Annotated in this window: 15 protein-coding genes and 1 other RNA gene; 11 read left to right on the forward strand and 5 right to left on the reverse strand. The window is 51.1% G+C overall.

Annotated elements, in window-relative coordinates:
• The first annotated feature begins 33 nt into the window (after positions 1-33).
• The 10 genes from OH31_RS05905 (at position 34) to OH31_RS05950 (ending at position 10004) form a co-directional block, all read left to right on the forward strand.
• Positions 34-1188 carry an ATP phosphoribosyltransferase regulatory subunit gene (locus OH31_RS05905; protein WP_024930008.1) on the forward strand — a complete coding sequence of 385 codons (1155 nt, stop codon included), beginning with the start codon at positions 34-36 and terminating at the stop codon, positions 1186-1188.
• Between the two features lie 42 nt (positions 1189-1230).
• Positions 1231-2565 carry an adenylosuccinate synthase gene (locus OH31_RS05910; protein WP_024930009.1) on the forward strand — a complete coding sequence of 445 codons (1335 nt, stop codon included), beginning with the start codon at positions 1231-1233 and terminating at the stop codon, positions 2563-2565.
• 18 nt (positions 2566-2583) lie between these two features.
• Positions 2584-3171, forward strand: coding sequence for a flavoprotein (locus OH31_RS05915; protein WP_019882156.1), 588 nt, complete (start codon positions 2584-2586; stop codon positions 3169-3171).
• 4 nt (positions 3172-3175) lie between these two features.
• Complete coding sequence (locus OH31_RS05920) at positions 3176-4633, forward strand: DUF6513 domain-containing protein (RefSeq protein ID WP_024930010.1); 1458 nt, start codon at positions 3176-3178, stop codon at positions 4631-4633.
• A gap of 5 nt (positions 4634-4638) precedes the next feature.
• On the forward strand, positions 4639-5214 hold the full coding sequence (locus OH31_RS05925; RefSeq protein ID WP_019882158.1) for a DUF447 domain-containing protein: 576 nt from the start codon (positions 4639-4641) through the stop codon (positions 5212-5214).
• 8 nt (positions 5215-5222) lie between these two features.
• The gene (locus tag OH31_RS05930; protein WP_024930011.1) at positions 5223-5930 is read left to right on the forward strand and encodes a (5-formylfuran-3-yl)methyl phosphate synthase; all 708 of its coding nucleotides are present in this window, start codon (positions 5223-5225) and stop codon (positions 5928-5930) included.
• 138 nt (positions 5931-6068) lie between these two features.
• Positions 6069-7160 carry an OmpA family protein gene (locus tag OH31_RS05935; protein WP_019882160.1) on the forward strand — a complete coding sequence of 364 codons (1092 nt, stop codon included), beginning with the start codon at positions 6069-6071 and terminating at the stop codon, positions 7158-7160.
• Between the two features lie 104 nt (positions 7161-7264).
• Positions 7265-8614: a TRZ/ATZ family hydrolase gene (locus OH31_RS05940; RefSeq protein ID WP_024930012.1), complete on the forward strand. Its 1350-nt coding sequence runs from the start codon at positions 7265-7267 to the stop codon at positions 8612-8614.
• A 35-nt stretch (positions 8615-8649) separates the two neighbouring features.
• The gene (ubiG, locus tag OH31_RS05945; protein WP_024930013.1) at positions 8650-9348 is read left to right on the forward strand and encodes a bifunctional 2-polyprenyl-6-hydroxyphenol methylase/3-demethylubiquinol 3-O-methyltransferase UbiG; all 699 of its coding nucleotides are present in this window, start codon (positions 8650-8652) and stop codon (positions 9346-9348) included.
• Positions 9349-9359: 11 nt separating this feature from the next.
• Entirely contained in the window at positions 9360-10004 is a 645-nt protein-coding gene (locus OH31_RS05950) for an HAD family hydrolase (protein WP_024930014.1), read from the forward strand.
• A 15-nt stretch (positions 10005-10019) separates the two neighbouring features.
• Here OH31_RS05950 and OH31_RS05955 read toward each other — a convergent pair whose 3' ends face one another.
• From OH31_RS05955 to ffs, 5 genes are all read right to left on the reverse strand, one after another.
• Positions 10020-12401, reverse strand: a complete 2382-nt coding sequence (locus OH31_RS05955; RefSeq protein ID WP_024930015.1) for an EAL domain-containing protein — start codon at positions 12399-12401, stop codon at positions 10020-10022.
• Between the two features lie 266 nt (positions 12402-12667).
• Positions 12668-13267, reverse strand: a complete 600-nt coding sequence (recR, locus tag OH31_RS05960; protein WP_019882165.1) for a recombination mediator RecR — start codon at positions 13265-13267, stop codon at positions 12668-12670.
• Between the two features lie 16 nt (positions 13268-13283).
• Positions 13284-13592 (reverse strand): YbaB/EbfC family nucleoid-associated protein, encoded by a 309-nt coding sequence (locus OH31_RS05965; protein ID WP_019882166.1) that lies wholly within the window; start codon positions 13590-13592, stop codon positions 13284-13286.
• Between the two features lie 23 nt (positions 13593-13615).
• Entirely contained in the window at positions 13616-15433 is a 1818-nt protein-coding gene (dnaX, locus tag OH31_RS05970) for a DNA polymerase III subunit gamma/tau (protein ID WP_024930016.1), read from the reverse strand.
• A gap of 144 nt (positions 15434-15577) precedes the next feature.
• Positions 15578-15674, reverse strand: an RNA gene (ffs, locus tag OH31_RS14730) — signal recognition particle sRNA small type.
• A 195-nt stretch (positions 15675-15869) separates the two neighbouring features.
• On the opposite strand from ffs, the gene OH31_RS05975 reads away from it, so the two are divergent.
• Complete coding sequence (locus OH31_RS05975; protein WP_242402214.1) at positions 15870-17678, forward strand: GGDEF domain-containing protein; 1809 nt, start codon at positions 15870-15872, stop codon at positions 17676-17678.
• Positions 17679-17759 lie beyond the last annotated feature (81 nt).

Below are 17759 nucleotides of genomic sequence, written 5' to 3' on the forward strand. Positions count from 1 at the left end.
CTTTAGATAGGGGTTTGCGGGTATAATGGCGGGATGCATAATTGGTTACTTCCTGAATATATTGAAGACGTATTGCCTGCTGAAGCGGCGCGTCTTGAGTCTTATCGCCGACAATTGCTGGACTTGTTCCGCGTCCATGGTTACCAATATGTGGTGCCGCCGATGATGGAATACGTGGAGTCTTTATTGACCGGCACTGGCCATGATCTGGACATTGCGACCTTTAAAGTGGTTGACCAGTTAACTGGTCGCCTGATGGGTTTGCGTGCGGATACCACCCCACAAGCCGCGCGCATCGATGCGCATATGTTGAACCATCAAGGCGTTTCGCGCCTGTGCTATGCCGGTACGGTGTTACGTACCAAGCCCGATGGCCTGGCACGCACACGCGAGCCATTGCAATTAGGCGCTGAGCTGTATGGTCACGCCGGGATTGAGAGCGATATTGAAGTACAGCGACTGATGGTGAAAGCCTTGCAGTTGTTAGGCATGCGCACTTTGTTCGTAGACCTGAGTCACGCAGCGGTTTTTGCCAGCCTCTCGCATATGGCACAGTTGGGTGTACAGCAGGAGCAGGCTTTGCAGGCGGCTTTACAGGCAAAAGACATTACCCTGGTAGAACAGCTAGTCATTAGTTTGCCTGAAAAATCCCGCCAGGCTTTTATTGCGCTGACGCAGTTGAACGGTGGTATTGAGGTGCTGGACCAGGCGCGTGATGTGTTGCCTGAATCTGAAGAGATTGAGCAGGCTTTACGTGAGTTGGAAGCCGTGGCCAAAACGCTGACCACGGATGATGTCACCGTCACCATTGATTTGAGCGAGCTGCGTGGTTATCACTATCACAGCGGCATGGTGTTTGCGGCATACGCCAAAGGCTATGCAGGCCCGATCGCATTGGGCGGGCGTTATGACGAAGTAGGCGCGGCATTTGGGCGTGCGCGTCCGGCAACCGGATTTAGCCTGGATTTGCGTGGCGCATTGCAAGCATTGGGCCCGGCAACATTGCATAAAGGGATTCTGGCGCCGGCGGCTATAGAACCCGAATTATTGTCACTGATAGATACCTTACGTTCTCAGGGTCAGATTGTGGTGGAAGCATTGCCCGATATGCCTGTGAACTATTCTGAATTGGCTTGTGACCGCACTTTGCAAAAAGTAGATGGCCACTGGCAAGTGGTGGCTGTGTAACACAGCGCACCCTTTTTTGTTTTTACAAGATATTGATTGAACATGACACAATTTAAGCAAGCAAAAAACGTCGTTGTGATTGGTACCCAATGGGGCGACGAAGGTAAAGGTAAAATCGTAGACTGGTTGACGGATCACGCCCAGGGCGTGGTGCGCTTTCAGGGCGGTCATAACGCCGGTCATACCTTGGTCGTTGGTCAGGGCGCTGCACAAAAAGTGTACAAGCTCAACCTGGTGCCTTCTGGCATTGTGCGTGATGGCGTCAATTGCTATATCGGTAATGGCGTGGTGCTGGATACTACGCATTTGCTGCATGAGATTTCTACCTTGGAGCAAGGCGGCCTGGATGTTAAAAACCGCCTGAAAGTCAGCCCTGGCTGCCCATTGATTCTGTCACATCACGTTGCCGTGGATTTGGCACGTGAAGCCAAGCGTAGCGCCGAGAAAAAGATCGGCACCACCGGCAAAGGCATCGGCCCTGCTTATGAAGACAAAGTCGCTAGACGTGCTTTGCGTGTATACGACTTGTTCCATCCGGAACGCTTTGCCGAAAAATTGCGCGAAGTCATGGACTACCATAACTTTGTATTGACTAATTACCTGGGCGCAGCGGCTGTTGATTTTCAGCAGCAATATGATGCCAGTATGCAACACGCAGTTGCGTTGAAGCCTATGGTGGCGGATATTTCAGCGGCTTTGTATGAAGCCAATGCGCGCGGCGAACACCTGTTGTTTGAAGGTGCGCAGGGCACCTTGCTCGACGTTGACCATGGTACGTATCCTTATGTGACCTCCAGTAACTGTATCGCTGGCCAAGCCTCAGCGGGTACTGGTGTCGGCGCCAATATGTTGCATTATGTATTGGGGATTACCAAAGCCTACACCACCCGTGTGGGTGGCGGCCCTTTTCCGAGCGAGCTGGATATCGATACCGAAGGCGCGCCTGGTCACCAGATGTCTAACAAAGGCCAGGAAATCGGTACCGTGACACGTCGCAAGCGTCGTTGTGGCTGGTTTGATGCCGCCGCTTTGCGTCGCTCAGCCCGTATCAACGGTTTAACCGGCTTGTGCATTACCAAGCTGGATGTGCTGGATGGCATTGAGTCACTGGATATTTGTACCGGGTACAAACTGGATGGCAAAATCGTTGACATGCTGCCAGTTGGTGCTGATGATGTCGCGCGTTGTGAGCCTATCTACGAAACTGTACCGGGCTGGACTGAAACGACTTTTGGCGCAAAAACCTGGGATGCACTGCCTAAAAATGCACAGCATTACCTCAAGCGCCTGGAAGCTGTCTGCGGTGTGCCGATTGCGATTGTGTCTACCGGCCCAGAGCGTGACGAAACTATTGTCCTGCAACATCCTTTTGCTTAAGCATAAGAGTCCGTTGATATGAGTGCACAACGACTGGCCTGGGCAATTACGGGTTCTGGCCACTACTTGCGTGAATCATTGGCGATCCTGCAAACCTTGCAGGACGTGGATATCTATCTCAGTCGCGCTGCGTCTGAAATCATCCAGCAATACGGGTTCCAATCCGCGTTGGAAGCCACGGGTCACAAGGTTTATCAGGACAAAACGGCCAGCAGTGTGCCAGTCGAACGCTTTTATGAAGGTGTGTATCACACACTGGTGGTTTCGCCAGCAACCTCTAATACCATCGCCAAAATGGCCTACGGATTTTCTGACAGCCTGGTGACCAACCTGTTCGCGCAAGCGGGTAAAACACGTGTACACAGCATTTTGTTTGCTTGTGATACTGCCCCAGAGCTGGAATCTGAAGCGCCGCGCGATCATGTCGTAAAAGTATTCCCGCGCCAGATTGACCTCGACAACGTGGCTAAGTTAAAGCAGTTTGCTGATACCACGGTGGTCGAGGATATGGCTGCTTTGCAAAATGCCATTATGCAGCGATTGGCTGCATGCCATGATCTGCATTTGCACGATGGCATACAGGTGCTAGATACGCTCACAGAGTAAACCCATGACACGGCTGCTGTTCCTCACCGGAAAACTGGCAGAACACAGTCTGCGCCAAATATTGCAGTCCATTCAGGCTGACAGTAAACAGTCTCCTTTCGAGTATGAAGTCAAACAAATTGGCGTGTCTGTTGCTGCTTTGATGACGCCGCCTTTAATTGCACGACGTCTGGCAAAAGTGGAGAATATAGACAAGGTCATTTTGCCTGGCTTATGCCAAGGCGATTTGGCACTGCTTGAGGCGCAATGGGGCGTGCCGGTGGAACGAGGACCAAAAGACTTGAAAGATTTGCCACAATACTTTGGCCAGCAAGGTAAAGCGCCAGACCTGACGCAACATAGCGTCACCATTTTTGCTGAAATTGTCGATGCACCAGACCTCACTGTTGCGCAAATTGTGGCTAAGGCCAGCCATTTTCAGCAACAGGGTGCGGACGTGATCGACCTGGGCTGTCTGCCGGGTAAAGCCTTTGCCCATATGACAGACGCAGTACAGGCACTGAAAACGCAAGGTTTTCAGGTCAGTGTAGATTCCATGCGCGATGAGGACTTACTGGCGGCGGGGAAGGCGGGTGCCGATTACCTGCTCAGTTTGCATGAAAAGAATTTGTGGATTGCTGATGAAGTCGCGGCCACGCCGATCTTAATTCCGGCAGTACCTGGCAGTTTTGCCAGCTTGCAACGTGCGATTGAGCATTGCTTAAAGCGCGGCCGACGTTTTATTGCTGACCCGATTCTGGATCCTATTCATTTTGGTCTGACTGACTCCATTGTGCGCTATCACAAATTGCGCAAAAAATACCCTGATATTGCCATCATGATGGGCGTAGGCAACCTGACCGAGCTGACCGATGCCGATACTACTGGCGTCAATGCCTTGTTGTTTGGCATGATCAGTGAGTTGAATATCAACGCCGTACTGGCAACGTCAGTGAGTCCACATGCCAGCGAAGCGGTGGCTGAGGCAGATGTGGCGCGTCGCGTCATGTATCGTGCCAGCCAGGATAAGCGCCTGCCGCGCGGCTATTCGAATGGTTTGCTTGGCTTACATGATCGCAAGCCGTTCCCTTATAGTGCTGAAGAAATCATGGCAATGGCGAGCCAGATCAAAGATCCCAGCTTTCGCATTATGGTGAGCGAGCAGGGTGTGCATGTTTATAATCGGGATGGCATTCAGCACGACACGGATCCATACCGTTTTTACCCGACATTAAATGTGCAGGATGACGCATCGCACGCGTTTTACCTGGGTGTTGAACTGGCGCGCGCGCAAATCGCCTGGCAATTGAAAAAGCGCTATGTACAAGACGAATTGCTGGAATGGGGCGTGGCCTCGCTGCAACAAAACAAGAAGGCCAAAGTAGCCCACCGCGAGGCCTCTATCCAGGAACGTTTGGAGAACGCGCGCACCAAATCTAATGACAATACAACGCCTGATAGCCCTACATCGGGCACGGAATAATTTTCATGATTTATGAAACGATAGTGACTAGCTGTTCGGTGGATGGTGATGTGCATGTCGCACCATTTGGTATTCAATGGCATGAGGGCAGAGTACTCATCATGCCTTTTAAACCGTCTACTACTTTGCAGAATATCTTGCAGACCGGCTTTGCTGTCCTGAATCTAACTGACGACGTACGCGTGTTTGCTGCGGCAATTGCCAGGAAAACCGCCTTTGCTACCGAGGCGATCGCTAGCGGTCAAGGCGTCAGGCTCAAAGATTGTTTGGCGCATCATGTACTCAGTTTGCAGCAGATTGAAGAGGATGATGTACGTCCAAAATTGTGGATGCAAGTAGTGGAAAGTGCATCGCACGCACCATTTATGGGATTTAACCGCGCACAGGCAGCGGTGATTGAATTGGCCGTGCTGGTCAGCCGTTTGCATATGTTGCCGGTTGAAAAAATCAGCCAGGAAATGCAGTATCTGCAAATCGCCATTGATAAAACGGCCGGGCCACGCGAGCAAGAAGCCTGGCAATGGCTGGTCGATTGCGTTAACAACCACTTGGCGCAACAAAGCGGCATGCAACAAGCGTGAGTCAGTCTATGCAAGTACTTGTGAGTGTGAATTCCGTTGTCGAGGCACAACTCGTGCTGTCTGCCGGAGTACCATTAATCGATCTCAAAGAGACCAGTCATGGTGCATTGGCGGCATTGGATATAGATCGTTCAACCGCGATTATTGAAGCGATTCTCCAGCATAGGCAACAAACCGCGGCGACAGATATTGTCATCAGCGCAACGGTGGGCGACTACGGTGGCACGGTTGACGACCTTATGCAGATGATTACAAGCCGCCTGCAAATCGGGGTTGAGGTGATCAAGTTGCCAGAAGCTATCTGGGCTGAATCTCTCTATCAGCCGACAATTGTTGCCTTGCTTGCGCAGGGCCTTAAATTAATTGCTGTGATGCATCCTGACAGCCTGATGGCTGCCAATATGCAACAGCGACTACAGACTTTGGCGCAACAAGGGTACTGGGGCGTGATGGTGGATACGACACAAAAATCATGCGCATTGCTAGAGATCGTACCTATCGCTGCGCTCGCTGATTTTGTGCGGGCGGCAAAATCAGCACGCTTATTCGTCGGCATAGCCGGCGGATTATTGCTGGCGCATATCGAGCCGCTGTCTACATTGGCGCCAGATTATCTGGGATTTCGCAGTGGTTTGTGCGAAGGTGCACAAAGAGCGCGAGGCTTATTGACAGAGCGCGTGCACGAGCTGATTGCACGAGTGTCAGAAATTTGTTGAATAATTGGTCTCAAACCTAATAAATACGCCTTTGAGATGGCGCTTAGGGTTGCGTCTGTAGCGACCTTTGCGTATAGTTCAATTTGTAAGTTTTTTCAAAGATGTGGCAAAAAAGCCCAATAACGAAGGAGTCGATGAATGAAAAAAAGTTTTTTAGGCTTGGCAATTGCTTCTGCATTTGTGTTTGCATCGCAAGTTGCACAAGCTGAAGACATGTACCGTGGCGCTTGGTATGTTGTTCCAGGTGCAACCTACATGAACACTGACAATGATCTCGAAGCTGACAATGGCCGTGGCGGTTTTCTGTCTATCGGTAAAGAGCTGAGCGAGCACTGGGACATTCAAGGTCGTTTGGGCTACAACCGTGCTGATAATGATCTTGCCGGTGTGAGTGGTAAATACAAACAAACAGCTTTAGGTCTGGATGCATTGTATGTATTCAGCCGCGAAAAATTCCGTCCATTCCTGTTGGCAGGTCTTGGCGCAGCACGTAATGATGTTGATTACTCTGCTCCTGGTGCCGATATTGATGGTAAGAAAAATTCCTGGATGGCCAATGTAGGTTTGGGTGCTCAATACTTGTTTAACGATAAGTTTGGTATTCAAGCTGATGTGCGTCATCAATGGAGCCGTGCAAAAATTGATATTGCTGGCGTAGGTAGCGATACCGAAACGATTGGTAATACTTTGGTTAACCTGGGTGGTATCTTCCGCTTTGGCGCACCAGCACCAGTGGTTGCAGAGCCAACACCAGAGCCAACACCAGCACCATTGGCAGCCGCTGAACCAGCGCCGGCACCAGCACCAGCTCCGGTACCAGCACCAGTATGTAAGCCGCAAAACGAAACAGTGACAGTAAGTGCTGAAAAACTGTTTGGTTTCGATAAGGCTAACCTGCGTGAAGAAGGCCGTAAAGTTCTGGAAGAAACAGCTGCCAAGATCAAGGCTAACCCAGAAATTACTGCTGTGATCGTAACAGGTCATACAGACCGTATCGGTTCTGACGCTTACAACCAAAAGTTGTCTGAGCGTCGTGCTAAGCAAGTAGCTGATTACCTGATCGCTCAAGGTGTTGATAGCAATATCATCACTTCTGAAGGTAAAGGTAAAACTGAGCCAGTAGTTCAATGCGATGGCAAAAAAGTAAGCAAAAAATTGATTTCTTGCTTGCAACCAAACCGCCGCGTTGACATCCGCGCTGAAGGCACCAAACAAGTTGGTTGCCAATAATCAGAACTAGCTTCTGAGTAAAAAGCCACGCGTCAGCGTGGCTTTTTTTATGCCTGTTGTTTTGAGTCAGCCTTTTGCATGACTGGCTCAGTTATAATTCTGCAATGGTTGATACACACTTTATTATTAAAGCACGCTGGGTGATTCCCATAGATGCGAACGTAGACGCGAACCATACCCTCTTAGAGCAGCATGCCGTGTTGGTGGAGGCCGGGCAAATTAAAGCCATTGTGCCCAAGACTGATATCCCGGCATGGGCTGCTGATTGGCCAGTGGTTGACTGCTCCCAGCATGTATTGATTCCAGGGTTGATTAATCTACACGCACACAGCAGCATGAACCTGTTAAAGGGATATGCGGACGATTATGCACTGATGCCCTGGCTCAATGAGCATATCTGGCCGGCAGAAAAGCACTGGGTATCTAAATCGTTTGTGCATGATGGTAGCTTGCTGGCCAGTGCAGAAATGTTGAGTGGCGGTGTGACCACCTTCAATGACATGTATTTCTTCCCGCAAGCTACGATTGAGGCGGTGAAGCGAGCAGGCATGCGTGCCCATATTGGCCTGACCGTATTAGATTTTCCGACCAATTATGCAGCAACAGCTAATGATTACATCCGGCTAGGCACTGAGGTGCGAGACCAATATAAAACCGATCCGCATATCAGCTTCTCGTTTGCGCCACATGCCCCTTATACCGTGAGTGACCAGACCTTTGAGCAAATCTCAACCCTGTCTGAACAGCTAAACCTGGGTATTCATACCCACTTGCACGAAACACAGGCCGAGATCGCGCACAGTCTGGAGCAATATGGCATCAGACCATTGCAACGTTTGCGAGCACTGGGTGTGATTGGCCCGGCCACTGTATTAGCGCATGGTGTGCATCTTGAAACACAAGAGCTCGAATCATTATCGACATTAGGTGCACATATCGCGCATTGCCCGAGTTCAAATCTTAAGCTGGCCAGCGGCATTGCGCCGGTCGCCGCTGCATTAAGGGCTGGTATCAATGTCGGTTTGGGCACGGATGGTGCCGCCAGTAATAACCGCGTCGATATGTGGCAAGAAATGCACACGGCGGCATTACTTGCCAAAGTCGCAGATCAGAATGCAGAAGCCTTGCCTGCTTATCAGGCATTGGAAATGGCTACCCTGCATGGTGCACGTGCTTTGGGCTTGCAAGACAAGATTGGTAGTATTGCAGTCGGTAAACAGGCTGACCTGGTGGCAATAAGGCTGGACGATTTAAACAGTTTGCCTTGCTTTGATCCCATTTCGCATTTGGTTTATGTTGCGGGGCGCGAGCAGGTTACCCACACCTGGGTAGATGGTGAATTACGTTATCAGCGCACCGTGGACGGTCAAAGCCAGTTTGCAGGCATGGAAACTGAAGAATTACGGTCTATTGCATTGCAGTGGCAACTCAAGCTGCAATCCGCGCATAGCTAATCGCAGCAAATAAAGATCAAGCAAAAGGAGTGAGCATGGCGAATGTAGAAGCTGCAGAGGTAAACAAGTTTGCAGAGTTGGCGCATCAGTGGTGGGATATGCAAGGGGTATTCAAACCATTGCATCAATTGAATCCGTTGCGCCTGGATTATATCGATAGTCGCGCGCACCTCGCAGGTAAACAAGTGCTGGATGTAGGCTGTGGCGGTGGTATTTTAAGCGAGTCTATGGCACAGCGCGGCGCCCAGGTCTCCGGTATCGACCTGGCAGAGAAGTCTCTGCAGGTGGCGCAATTACATGCCTTGGAAGCCGGTGTGGCGCTTGAGTATCGTAATGTCGCAGTTGAAATTCTGGCGCAAGAAAAGCCGCAGGCTTTTGATGTAGTGACCTGCATGGAAATGCTGGAACATGTACCGGACCCTGCCAGTGTTGTGCGTGCCTGTGCTGCCTTGGTGAAACCAGGTGGTCATGTTTTCTTCTCGACCTTAAACCGTAATGCCAAGGCCTATTTGATGGCGGTGGTTGGTGCAGAATATGTGCTGAATTTGCTGCCAAAAGGCACACATGATTACAGCAAGTTTATCAAACCTTCCGAATTAGCGGCATGGATGCGTCAATCCGGGCTGGAGTTACAACACCAAACCGGTGTGACTTACCACCCGTTCAGCAAACAATATGCGCTGACGCTGGATACCAGCGTGAATTACATGCTACATGCGATTAAAGAAGCCTGACAGGACGTTAAATGCAAGCTGTATTGTTTGATTTAGACGGGACGCTGGTCGATACCGCCCCCGATTTAGGCTATGCCCTTAATTTGCAACGGGAGCGTCATGGCCTGGCATTTTTGCCAGAGACGACCATCCGCCCGTATGCATCACATGGCTCACGTGGGCTGCTGGAAATAGGGTTTGGCTTGTTGCCTACCGATGCTCATTTTGAAGCCATGCGTACGGAATATCTGGACTTGTATACGCAAGTGATGACGCGTCAACCTGTATTGTTTGACGGCATGGCCGAGGCCTTGCAGGCGATTGAGCAACGCGGCTTGCGTTGGGGCATCGTCACCAATAAACCACGCCGTTTTACCATGCCGATGGTGGCCCACATGGGGTTAGATGTCCGTGCCGGGGCCGTGATCAGTGGCGATGATGCGCCACAACCCAAACCCTCACCACAAACCCTGCTGCTGGCCTGCGAGCGTATGAATATAGATCCGCAAACCGTGTTGTATATTGGTGATGCCGAGCGTGATATACAAGCTGGCCAGGCGGCTGGTATGAAGACGCTGGTAGCCTTGTTTGGCTATTTGGCAAGCACTGACAATCCACAGGCGTGGGGTGCCGATGGCTGCATCCAGCAGCCTCAGGATTTGCTCGCGTATTTATAATCGATGATCTGCACCTTACTTGCGTGCGCTACTCAGCACAGCCATGGCCGCAATATTAATATCCGCGACCAGGATGCTTTCCAGCGTGCCTTGTTCATTGATAATAGGCAATGAGACGGTGAGGCAAAAGTCTTCAGTCGCCGTAGACAGGTAAATGGTGGAAATGTAAGGCGCATGTGACTCAGCCACTCTCTGGTAGTAGGCTTGCTGGCTTCTGTCTATGCCAGCACCACCTGCCTTGATTTTTCCATACATATTTGGGTTGATCCAGTTGGCGTAACGTTGCACGCCATTTGGTTCGAGCTCAAATATCACTTCAAAATAAGGGAATTCAGCAAAGCAGCTATCCAGATCATGTGAACCTGTTGAGCGTTGGATTTTCAATAGCGATTGCAGGGCGGATAGGGCTCTCTGTTGCCAGTCAGAGTAAAACTCTTTTTTAGGCAAAATGGTTTGTGGCGGCGTATCTTCTACCACCACGATACTGCCAAGATTGGCTTTGCCGATTTTCTTCAGCACGGCCGCTCGCTCGGCAGCCATGACGCTATTCTCCAGCAAGCCTTGTTTGCCATTCACCACCGCGATAGACACGCTGGCGACAGGGTGGTCTTTACCATCTTCGGTCGTGAAAAATCCACGCTCAAGGTCACTGGCATCGTACAGGTGAACCGCTAAGGCCTGGAACTGGCTAATAATGTGCAGCAGGATATCGGTGAGTGTCGGGGCATTGTGATCGTAAATCAGTACAAAATCATCGCCGCCAATATGGCCGACCATGACGCCGGTTTTGTCTTGAAATTCCTGGCGGATGATTTCAGACAATAATCGGATCATGGCATCGCCGCGGATGAAACCGTAGCGATCGTTGTAAGCCTTAAAGTGATCCAGGTCGATATACACTAACTGCGTATTGGGGTTGTTACGCAAGCTATTGTCCAGGGTCTGTCTTAAGGTCGGCCCGGTAGTGAGGTGGCTCAGCGGGTGTAGATTGCCGGTGGAGGCTTTACGGCTGATCAACTGGGCCATGATTTCCATGGGTTGCAGAATGCCGACATAGGCACCTTCTTCGTTCACCGTAATCCATATATCAGTATTGGCGCGATCGAGATAAAACAGTCGCGCAAGCACAGAAGAGGGGATGAGGTGATTAATCACCTTAGGCAGAGGGTCGCAGCATGCGCCTAGTCCGGTGACTTTTTTGGAGAATACCTTGCCACGTCGCAATACGCCAAGGGGCGTTTTCCCATCGAGAACGACGGCGATAGCGACATCAATATGGATATTAAATAAGCTTCTGGCTTCGGCAATCGAGTTGCTGACATCAATGGTCAGGCCGTGACTAATGAACTCGCCAATGTGAAAGTCATCCGGCACGTGCGAGCGATGCGATTCGTCACGTGCAGGCAGCGCGGCTACCTGGTCGCTGGGGATGCTTTGCGGATGGGCAAAATAATGCCCTTGTGCGTAATGCAGGCCTAAATCCTGGCAGTAGGTAATATCTTCTACGCGCTCCAGGCCTTCTGCAATAATGGTGCAGCCCAAACGTTGAGCCATGGAAATAATCGCTTCCAGCAGCACGGTTCTCACCCGGCTACCTTGTGCTTCATGCACAATTGCACGGTCTATTTTAATGAAATCAGCGCGGACTTCTGCCAGGATACGCAGCCCGTTAAAGCCTGAGCCCATATCGTCCAGGGCAATGCGCAGGCCATGCATGCGAATTTCATCGCAGTAGCGTGCCAGTACCTCAGGGTTGGTTTTCTCGCTTTCGACAATTTCTATGACGACATCACGTTTATCAATGTTTTGCTGTAGCAGAATTTGTAAGATGAAATCGAGCCAGCCAGGACTCATAATGGTTTGTGGCAACACATTAATAAAAATGGGTTTTTCCGCAGAAATGGATTGTGACTTACCAATCAGGGCCAGACGCTGGCAAGCCAGGTCTAACTCGTGGGTGCGCTTGACCTCGGCGGCCAATGCAAATGCTTCCATGCCGTTGAGCCACTTGCCTTCTGGTGTTTTAAGGCGGCACAACGCTTCAAAGCCGAATACTTTGCCGCCTTGGCCAAAGTCGACAATCGGCTGGTAATGCATTTGCACATGCGGCTCAAGCTCAGACAATAACCACGGATATTTGTGCCGTGCGTAAAAGGTATTAAACGGCATGGTGGCCTGTAACGCTTGCATCGGGCCGATAGGCTGGTTGTCCTCAGAAACCAGCACCCAGGTGTCCTTAAGCGTATGCGCGGATTCCTCGGCGATCATCTGATCTAATATCTGCAATAGTTCAGCTTCAGTGTGATAACGCAACGATGTTTGATTCTGCCCTGAAAAGCGCGGGCTTTCCATGTTGGCATGACTGTTGGCATCGAAAATATGCAGAAATAGTTCCATGAAAAATCACTTTGCTTGTGAGAAGTTGGGTGCAGGCTTGCTTATGGCTAGACCTCACAGAGTCAGACAAATACTGTGCTGGTTCTATGACAGGTCGCATCACTACTATAACGACAGGGGATGGAGTTTATTTGCGTGAAGAGCGGGCATAAAAGCCACGAAACAATCTAATTGTCTGCATCAAATTGGTGCGGAAAGCGCACGCGTATTAGGCCGTGTGCAGATGAAGCGCTGTTGCTTGGGATGGAAACGGCTGGGTGAGTTGTTTAAGTGACTGACTTACGTTCCAGCAAAGCCGTGGATAAGGTGCCACTGTCGACATACTCAATTTCACCACCCATCGGCAAGCCGCGCGCGATACGGCTAACGCGGATGCCGCGTGATTTGAGCATCTGGCCAATGTAGTGGGCAGTGGCTTCGCCCTCGGAGGTGAAGTTGGTAGCGACGATCACTTCGTGAATCGCGCTGTCCTGTGCGCGCTTGAGCAGAGTGTCGAGGTGAATATCTTTAGGGCCTATGCCATCCATGGGAGACAGTTTGCCCATTAATACAAAATACTGGCCCTGATAGCTGCGCGTATTTTCCAGCATCATGAGATCGGTAGGCATTTCCACCACGCATAAAATGGACTTGTCGCGGCTGCTATCCTGGCACAGGCTACATACACTATGTTCGCTAAAGTTGTTGCAGTAATCGCAATGCGCCAGTTTGTCCAAGGCTTGCTGCAAACTGGCCGCCAGTTTCTGTGCGCCTTCTCTATCCCGCTGCAACAGGTGATAGGCCATGCGCGTAGACGACTTGGGGCCGACGCCCGGCAAGCAGCGCAGGGCGCCAATCAGCTGTTCAAGTACGGCGGGATTGTTCAAGCGGGGTTTCCTGCGTTTAGAACGGCAGTTTGAAGCCAGCGGGCATCACGTTGCCCATTTTGGCTGTGCTGGTTGCTTCGGCCTTGGTTCTGGCATCTTTGAGTGCGATGAGAATCAGGTCTTCCAGTGTTTCTTTGTCGTCCATCGCGGCGTCATCGATTTGCACGCGTTTGACATCATTACTACAGGTCATGGTGATTTTGACCATGCCGTTACTGGCGATACCTTCGACTTCAGTGTTTGCGAGTTCGGCTTGTGCTTTCTGCATATTGGCCTGCATCATCTGGGCCTGCTTCATCATGTTGCCCATGCCACCTTTCATCATTGTCTGCTCCTAAAGTGTTGTGGTTAATGTAAGGGTTTTATTGAGTTTGGCACGATAGTCGCGCCCATTTCCTGCATCAGGCCTTGCACAAAGCGGTCAGCCATAATGGCTTCTGTGGCTTGATCCTGCAATTCGGCACGCTCAACGGCTAATTGCCTGGCAGGCGTATTCGCTTCTTGCCCAGTGACAATATTCAACTTCAGGCGGCGGCCAAAATGGCTGCTTAAGGCACTGTTAAGTTTTTCCAGGTAATTGGCACTGGCCAGATGTTTATGGGCTTCACCGATACGCAAGGTCATATTGTCTGCATCGTAGCTCACCAGTTCGCAGTTCTGCGCCAGTGCACGCACCAGCCCCAACTTGCTCAGGTGGTTTTCAACCAGCGCACGCCAGTTGCCATCCCATGCGAGTGAGGCTGAGTCACTCTGAGTGACTACCGGTTGTGAAAAGGCTTGTTGTGGAATCTGTTCGATATCAGGTATCGCTTGCTCAGGCATGTCTGCTACATGCGTCGTCATAGCTTCTGGCGCTGCAGCGGGTACCGGAGCTGTAAACGTTTCTGCTTTTAACGCAGACGCTGCCATATTCGGTGTAGCGGGCGTGACTGGCGGTGCAACTGTTTGAGTAGGCTCACTTGCCGCACTCATCTGGCGGCTTTGTGCCAGTGCTGCACGGGCGCCACCGCCTGCATTGCCACGAGGCGTGCCTTCTGTGGGCGCGCTGCCGCCAGTGGCGGGTGCGGCTGATGGTGTCATGGCGTCTGCTTTAAACGCCAGCAGCCGCAGCAAGGTCATGGTAAAGCCGGCATAAGCGTCAGGTGCCAGGCCAATGTCACGGTGGCCCAGAATACAAATCTGGTAATACAGTTGCAGCATTTCCGCAGTGAGCTGTGAGGCCAGGTCTAGCAGTGTCTGGCGTTCCGGGTGATCATCGGCGATGGCTTGCGGGCTGTATTGCGCCACAGCGAGTAAATGCAGCAAGGCCGCCAGGTCATTCAATGCACTTTCAAAGCCAATGCTGCGTGACTCCATCTGCTGGGCAATGCCAAGCAAACTTACCGCATCATTAGCAATCAGCGCGCGTAGCAGTTCGTATAAATAGCTTTGGTCAATTGCGCCCAGCATGCTGCGTACATCACTTTCGCGCACAGATTGATTACCATAAGCAATCGCCTGGTCGGTGAGCGACAAGGCATCACGCATACTGCCATTGGCGGCGCGTGCAATCAGTTGCAATGCTGGTGGTTCAAACGGCAGTTGCTCCTGGCCGAGAATATCCTGCAAATGTGCGGTGATCGTGCTGCTGGCCATTTGGCGCAAGTTAAACTGCAAACAGCGCGATAGGATAGTGACCGGTACTTTTTGCGGATCAGTGGTCGCCAGGATAAATTTGACGTGGGCAGGTGGCTCTTCCAGCGTTTTCAGCATGGCATTAAACGCTTCCTTGGTCAGCATATGCACTTCATCGATCATATAGACTTTGAAGCGGCCGGAAGAGGGCGCATAAATCGCCTGTTCGAGCAGGCTGACCATGTCGGCAATACCGCGGTTAGACGCCGCATCCATCTCCACGTAGTCGACATAGCGGCCAATATCAATAGCACGGCAGGCTTCGCACTCACCACAGGGGGTGGCCGTGATACCAGTCACACAGTTGAGGGATTTGGCCAGGATACGTGACAGCGTGGTTTTACCGACACCTCGCGTGCCGGTAAATAAATAGGCATGGTGCAGACGTTGCTGGCTCAGGGCGTTGCTTAAGGCCTGAACCACATGGTCTTGTCCGACCAGACTACTAAAGGATTTTGGGCGCCATTTACGCGCCAATACTTGGTAAGACATCGCGCACTCTACTGATTAAATGCTATAAGGCAAACCCGTACTTTAGCTTAAATTGCCTGCTCATGCTTGACTCGATACCAACTAAATTAATGCGCGCTAAATGAATGCGTGTCTGGTGTAGGTCAATCAAAGGGCAATATGGGAAGGGGCGAGCCCAACCCCCGGCACTTGCTTGATAGTTGTGGCTGCTTGCTTCCGCACCTGACCAGGTTGGCTACCTTACAATGCGGGGAGGCCCGCGGCTGCTATTGTAACGCAAAAACTATTTGGCATAAGCTTCTTTTTAAATTGACCATGACATGCGCTGCTTTTTCAAGCAGTGGAAATGACCAATAATCTACCTTCTTATAGTGGCATAACGCCCCGATTTTTCACTGCATAATGAGGCATATTTTTCATTCATTTATGATGTGATTCAAGGATGTGACTTAAGACTATGGCAGCCAACGGACCCTCCATGACCGCGTCGGAAATTGCCCGCGAAACCATTAAGCAAATGGCCGTTCGCCGCGTAGAGCCGACCCCGGACAATTACACTCAAATTTATTTTGAGGTTGCCGGCAAGCCGGTGAAAGAAGATGCCGTTGGCGCATTGCGCAAAGCGCTTAAACAACTGCCGCATGATTCCCTGGAGCAGACCAATTGGATCAACCGTTGGGAAAAACTGCTCAAACAAGATAACTGGCAAGGGTTGGGTGAGTTGCTTACTGAGTCCATGCAGCAACAATTAAGTCATTCGACCAAATGGCCCAAAGCCATACGCACACTGCTGCAAGCCTGGGACGACAAGCGTAGCGGGGTTGATATCGCCAGAAAGCGCGAAACGCTGGAGCGCGTGCTGATCAACTTTGGTAACGACGAGTCACTGTCTGACAAACTGATTGGTATGGCGAATCACTGGCTGCCGTCTGATGCAGGTGGTGACGGCATTCCTTTAACGGATGGCACAGAGACTGCGGCACCCTTAGCTGCGGTTGAGCCTGCCAGCACTGAGGGGTTGCCGAGTGATGTGCAGCAGTTTCATGGTGCATTTACCATCTTGCAAACCTTGCTCAAACAAACCTTGCAGCTCGGGTTGATCCCGCGCCTGGAGGGCTATCCTGACTTGCAAACAGAGGCGGTCGCATTGCAGGAAAGCACCGAACGCGCTAAAAAGGTTAAAGAGTGGGAGGCGCTGGCCAAATCACTCAAAGCCTTGTTGATGCGCGTGGAAGTGATTGGTGCCAAAGAGGATGATGTGCGTGGAGACATTATTGATTTGCTGCATTTGCTGTTATCCAATATTGGTGAACTGGTGGCGGAGGATAGCTGGTTGAGCGGCCAGGTCTATGCCGTGCAATCAATTATCAGCGGCCCGCTCGATCGAGCCAAGCTTAAGCAGGCAGAAAAAAGCCTGAAAGAGGTGGTCTACAAGCAAGGCCTGGTAAAACATAGCCTGGTGGAAGCCAGAAACTCGTTTAAAACCTTGATCAGTACTTTTATTGACAAGCTGAAATACATGGGCGAAGCGAGTGAACTCTATAGCGGCAAAATTGAAAATTATGCCCAGGAGCTCTCGCAGACCGATGACCTGATTAAAATCAATGAGCTGGTTAATCACTTGATGCGAGATACTTCTGTGATGCAGACGGATATCATGCGTTCGCGTGATGATTTGCTGAACCAGCAACGGGTGGCGACCGATACCCAGCAACGCATGGAGAAACTGCAGGAAGAATTACAACAGTTGAGTGAGGTTGTCCGTATCGACCAGCTGACAGGTGTGCTCAACCGCCGCGGTATGGATGAGGCGTTTAGTACTGAAATTGCCCGCTATCGCCGCAGTGGAGAATTGCTGAGCATTGCTTTACTGGATATTGATAACTTTAAAATGCTGAATGACCAGCATGGGCATGCGGCAGGGGACTCTGCACTCAAACATCTGGCGGGTGTAGTCAAGCGCGCCGTCAGGCCGACCGATATCGTGACCAGGATGGGCGGGGAAGAGTTTGTTGTGATCTTGCCGAATACCAACCTGGAGGAGGCCGTCGTGACGATGAGCCGCTTGCAGCGTGCGCTCACCAAAGAATATTTCCTTGGTAATAATCAGAAGTTGCTGATTACCTTTAGTGCGGGTGTGGCCTTATTTAAAACTGAAGATGACGTTAATTCGATTCTGGCGCGCGCCGACCAGGCCATGTACCTGGCTAAAAAACGCGGTAAGAATCGCGTCATGACGGAAATCGACCTGCAAGCAAATTCTTAACGAACCTCATGACTGGCGGGATATGCCAGTCATGACAGACATACCCAGCCTGGCGCGGGCATGATATGCTAATCGGCATCT

It is taken from the genome of Methylophilus sp. OH31 (genome assembly GCF_000576615.1).
In the GTDB taxonomy this organism is placed as follows: domain Bacteria; phylum Pseudomonadota; class Gammaproteobacteria; order Burkholderiales; family Methylophilaceae; genus Methylophilus.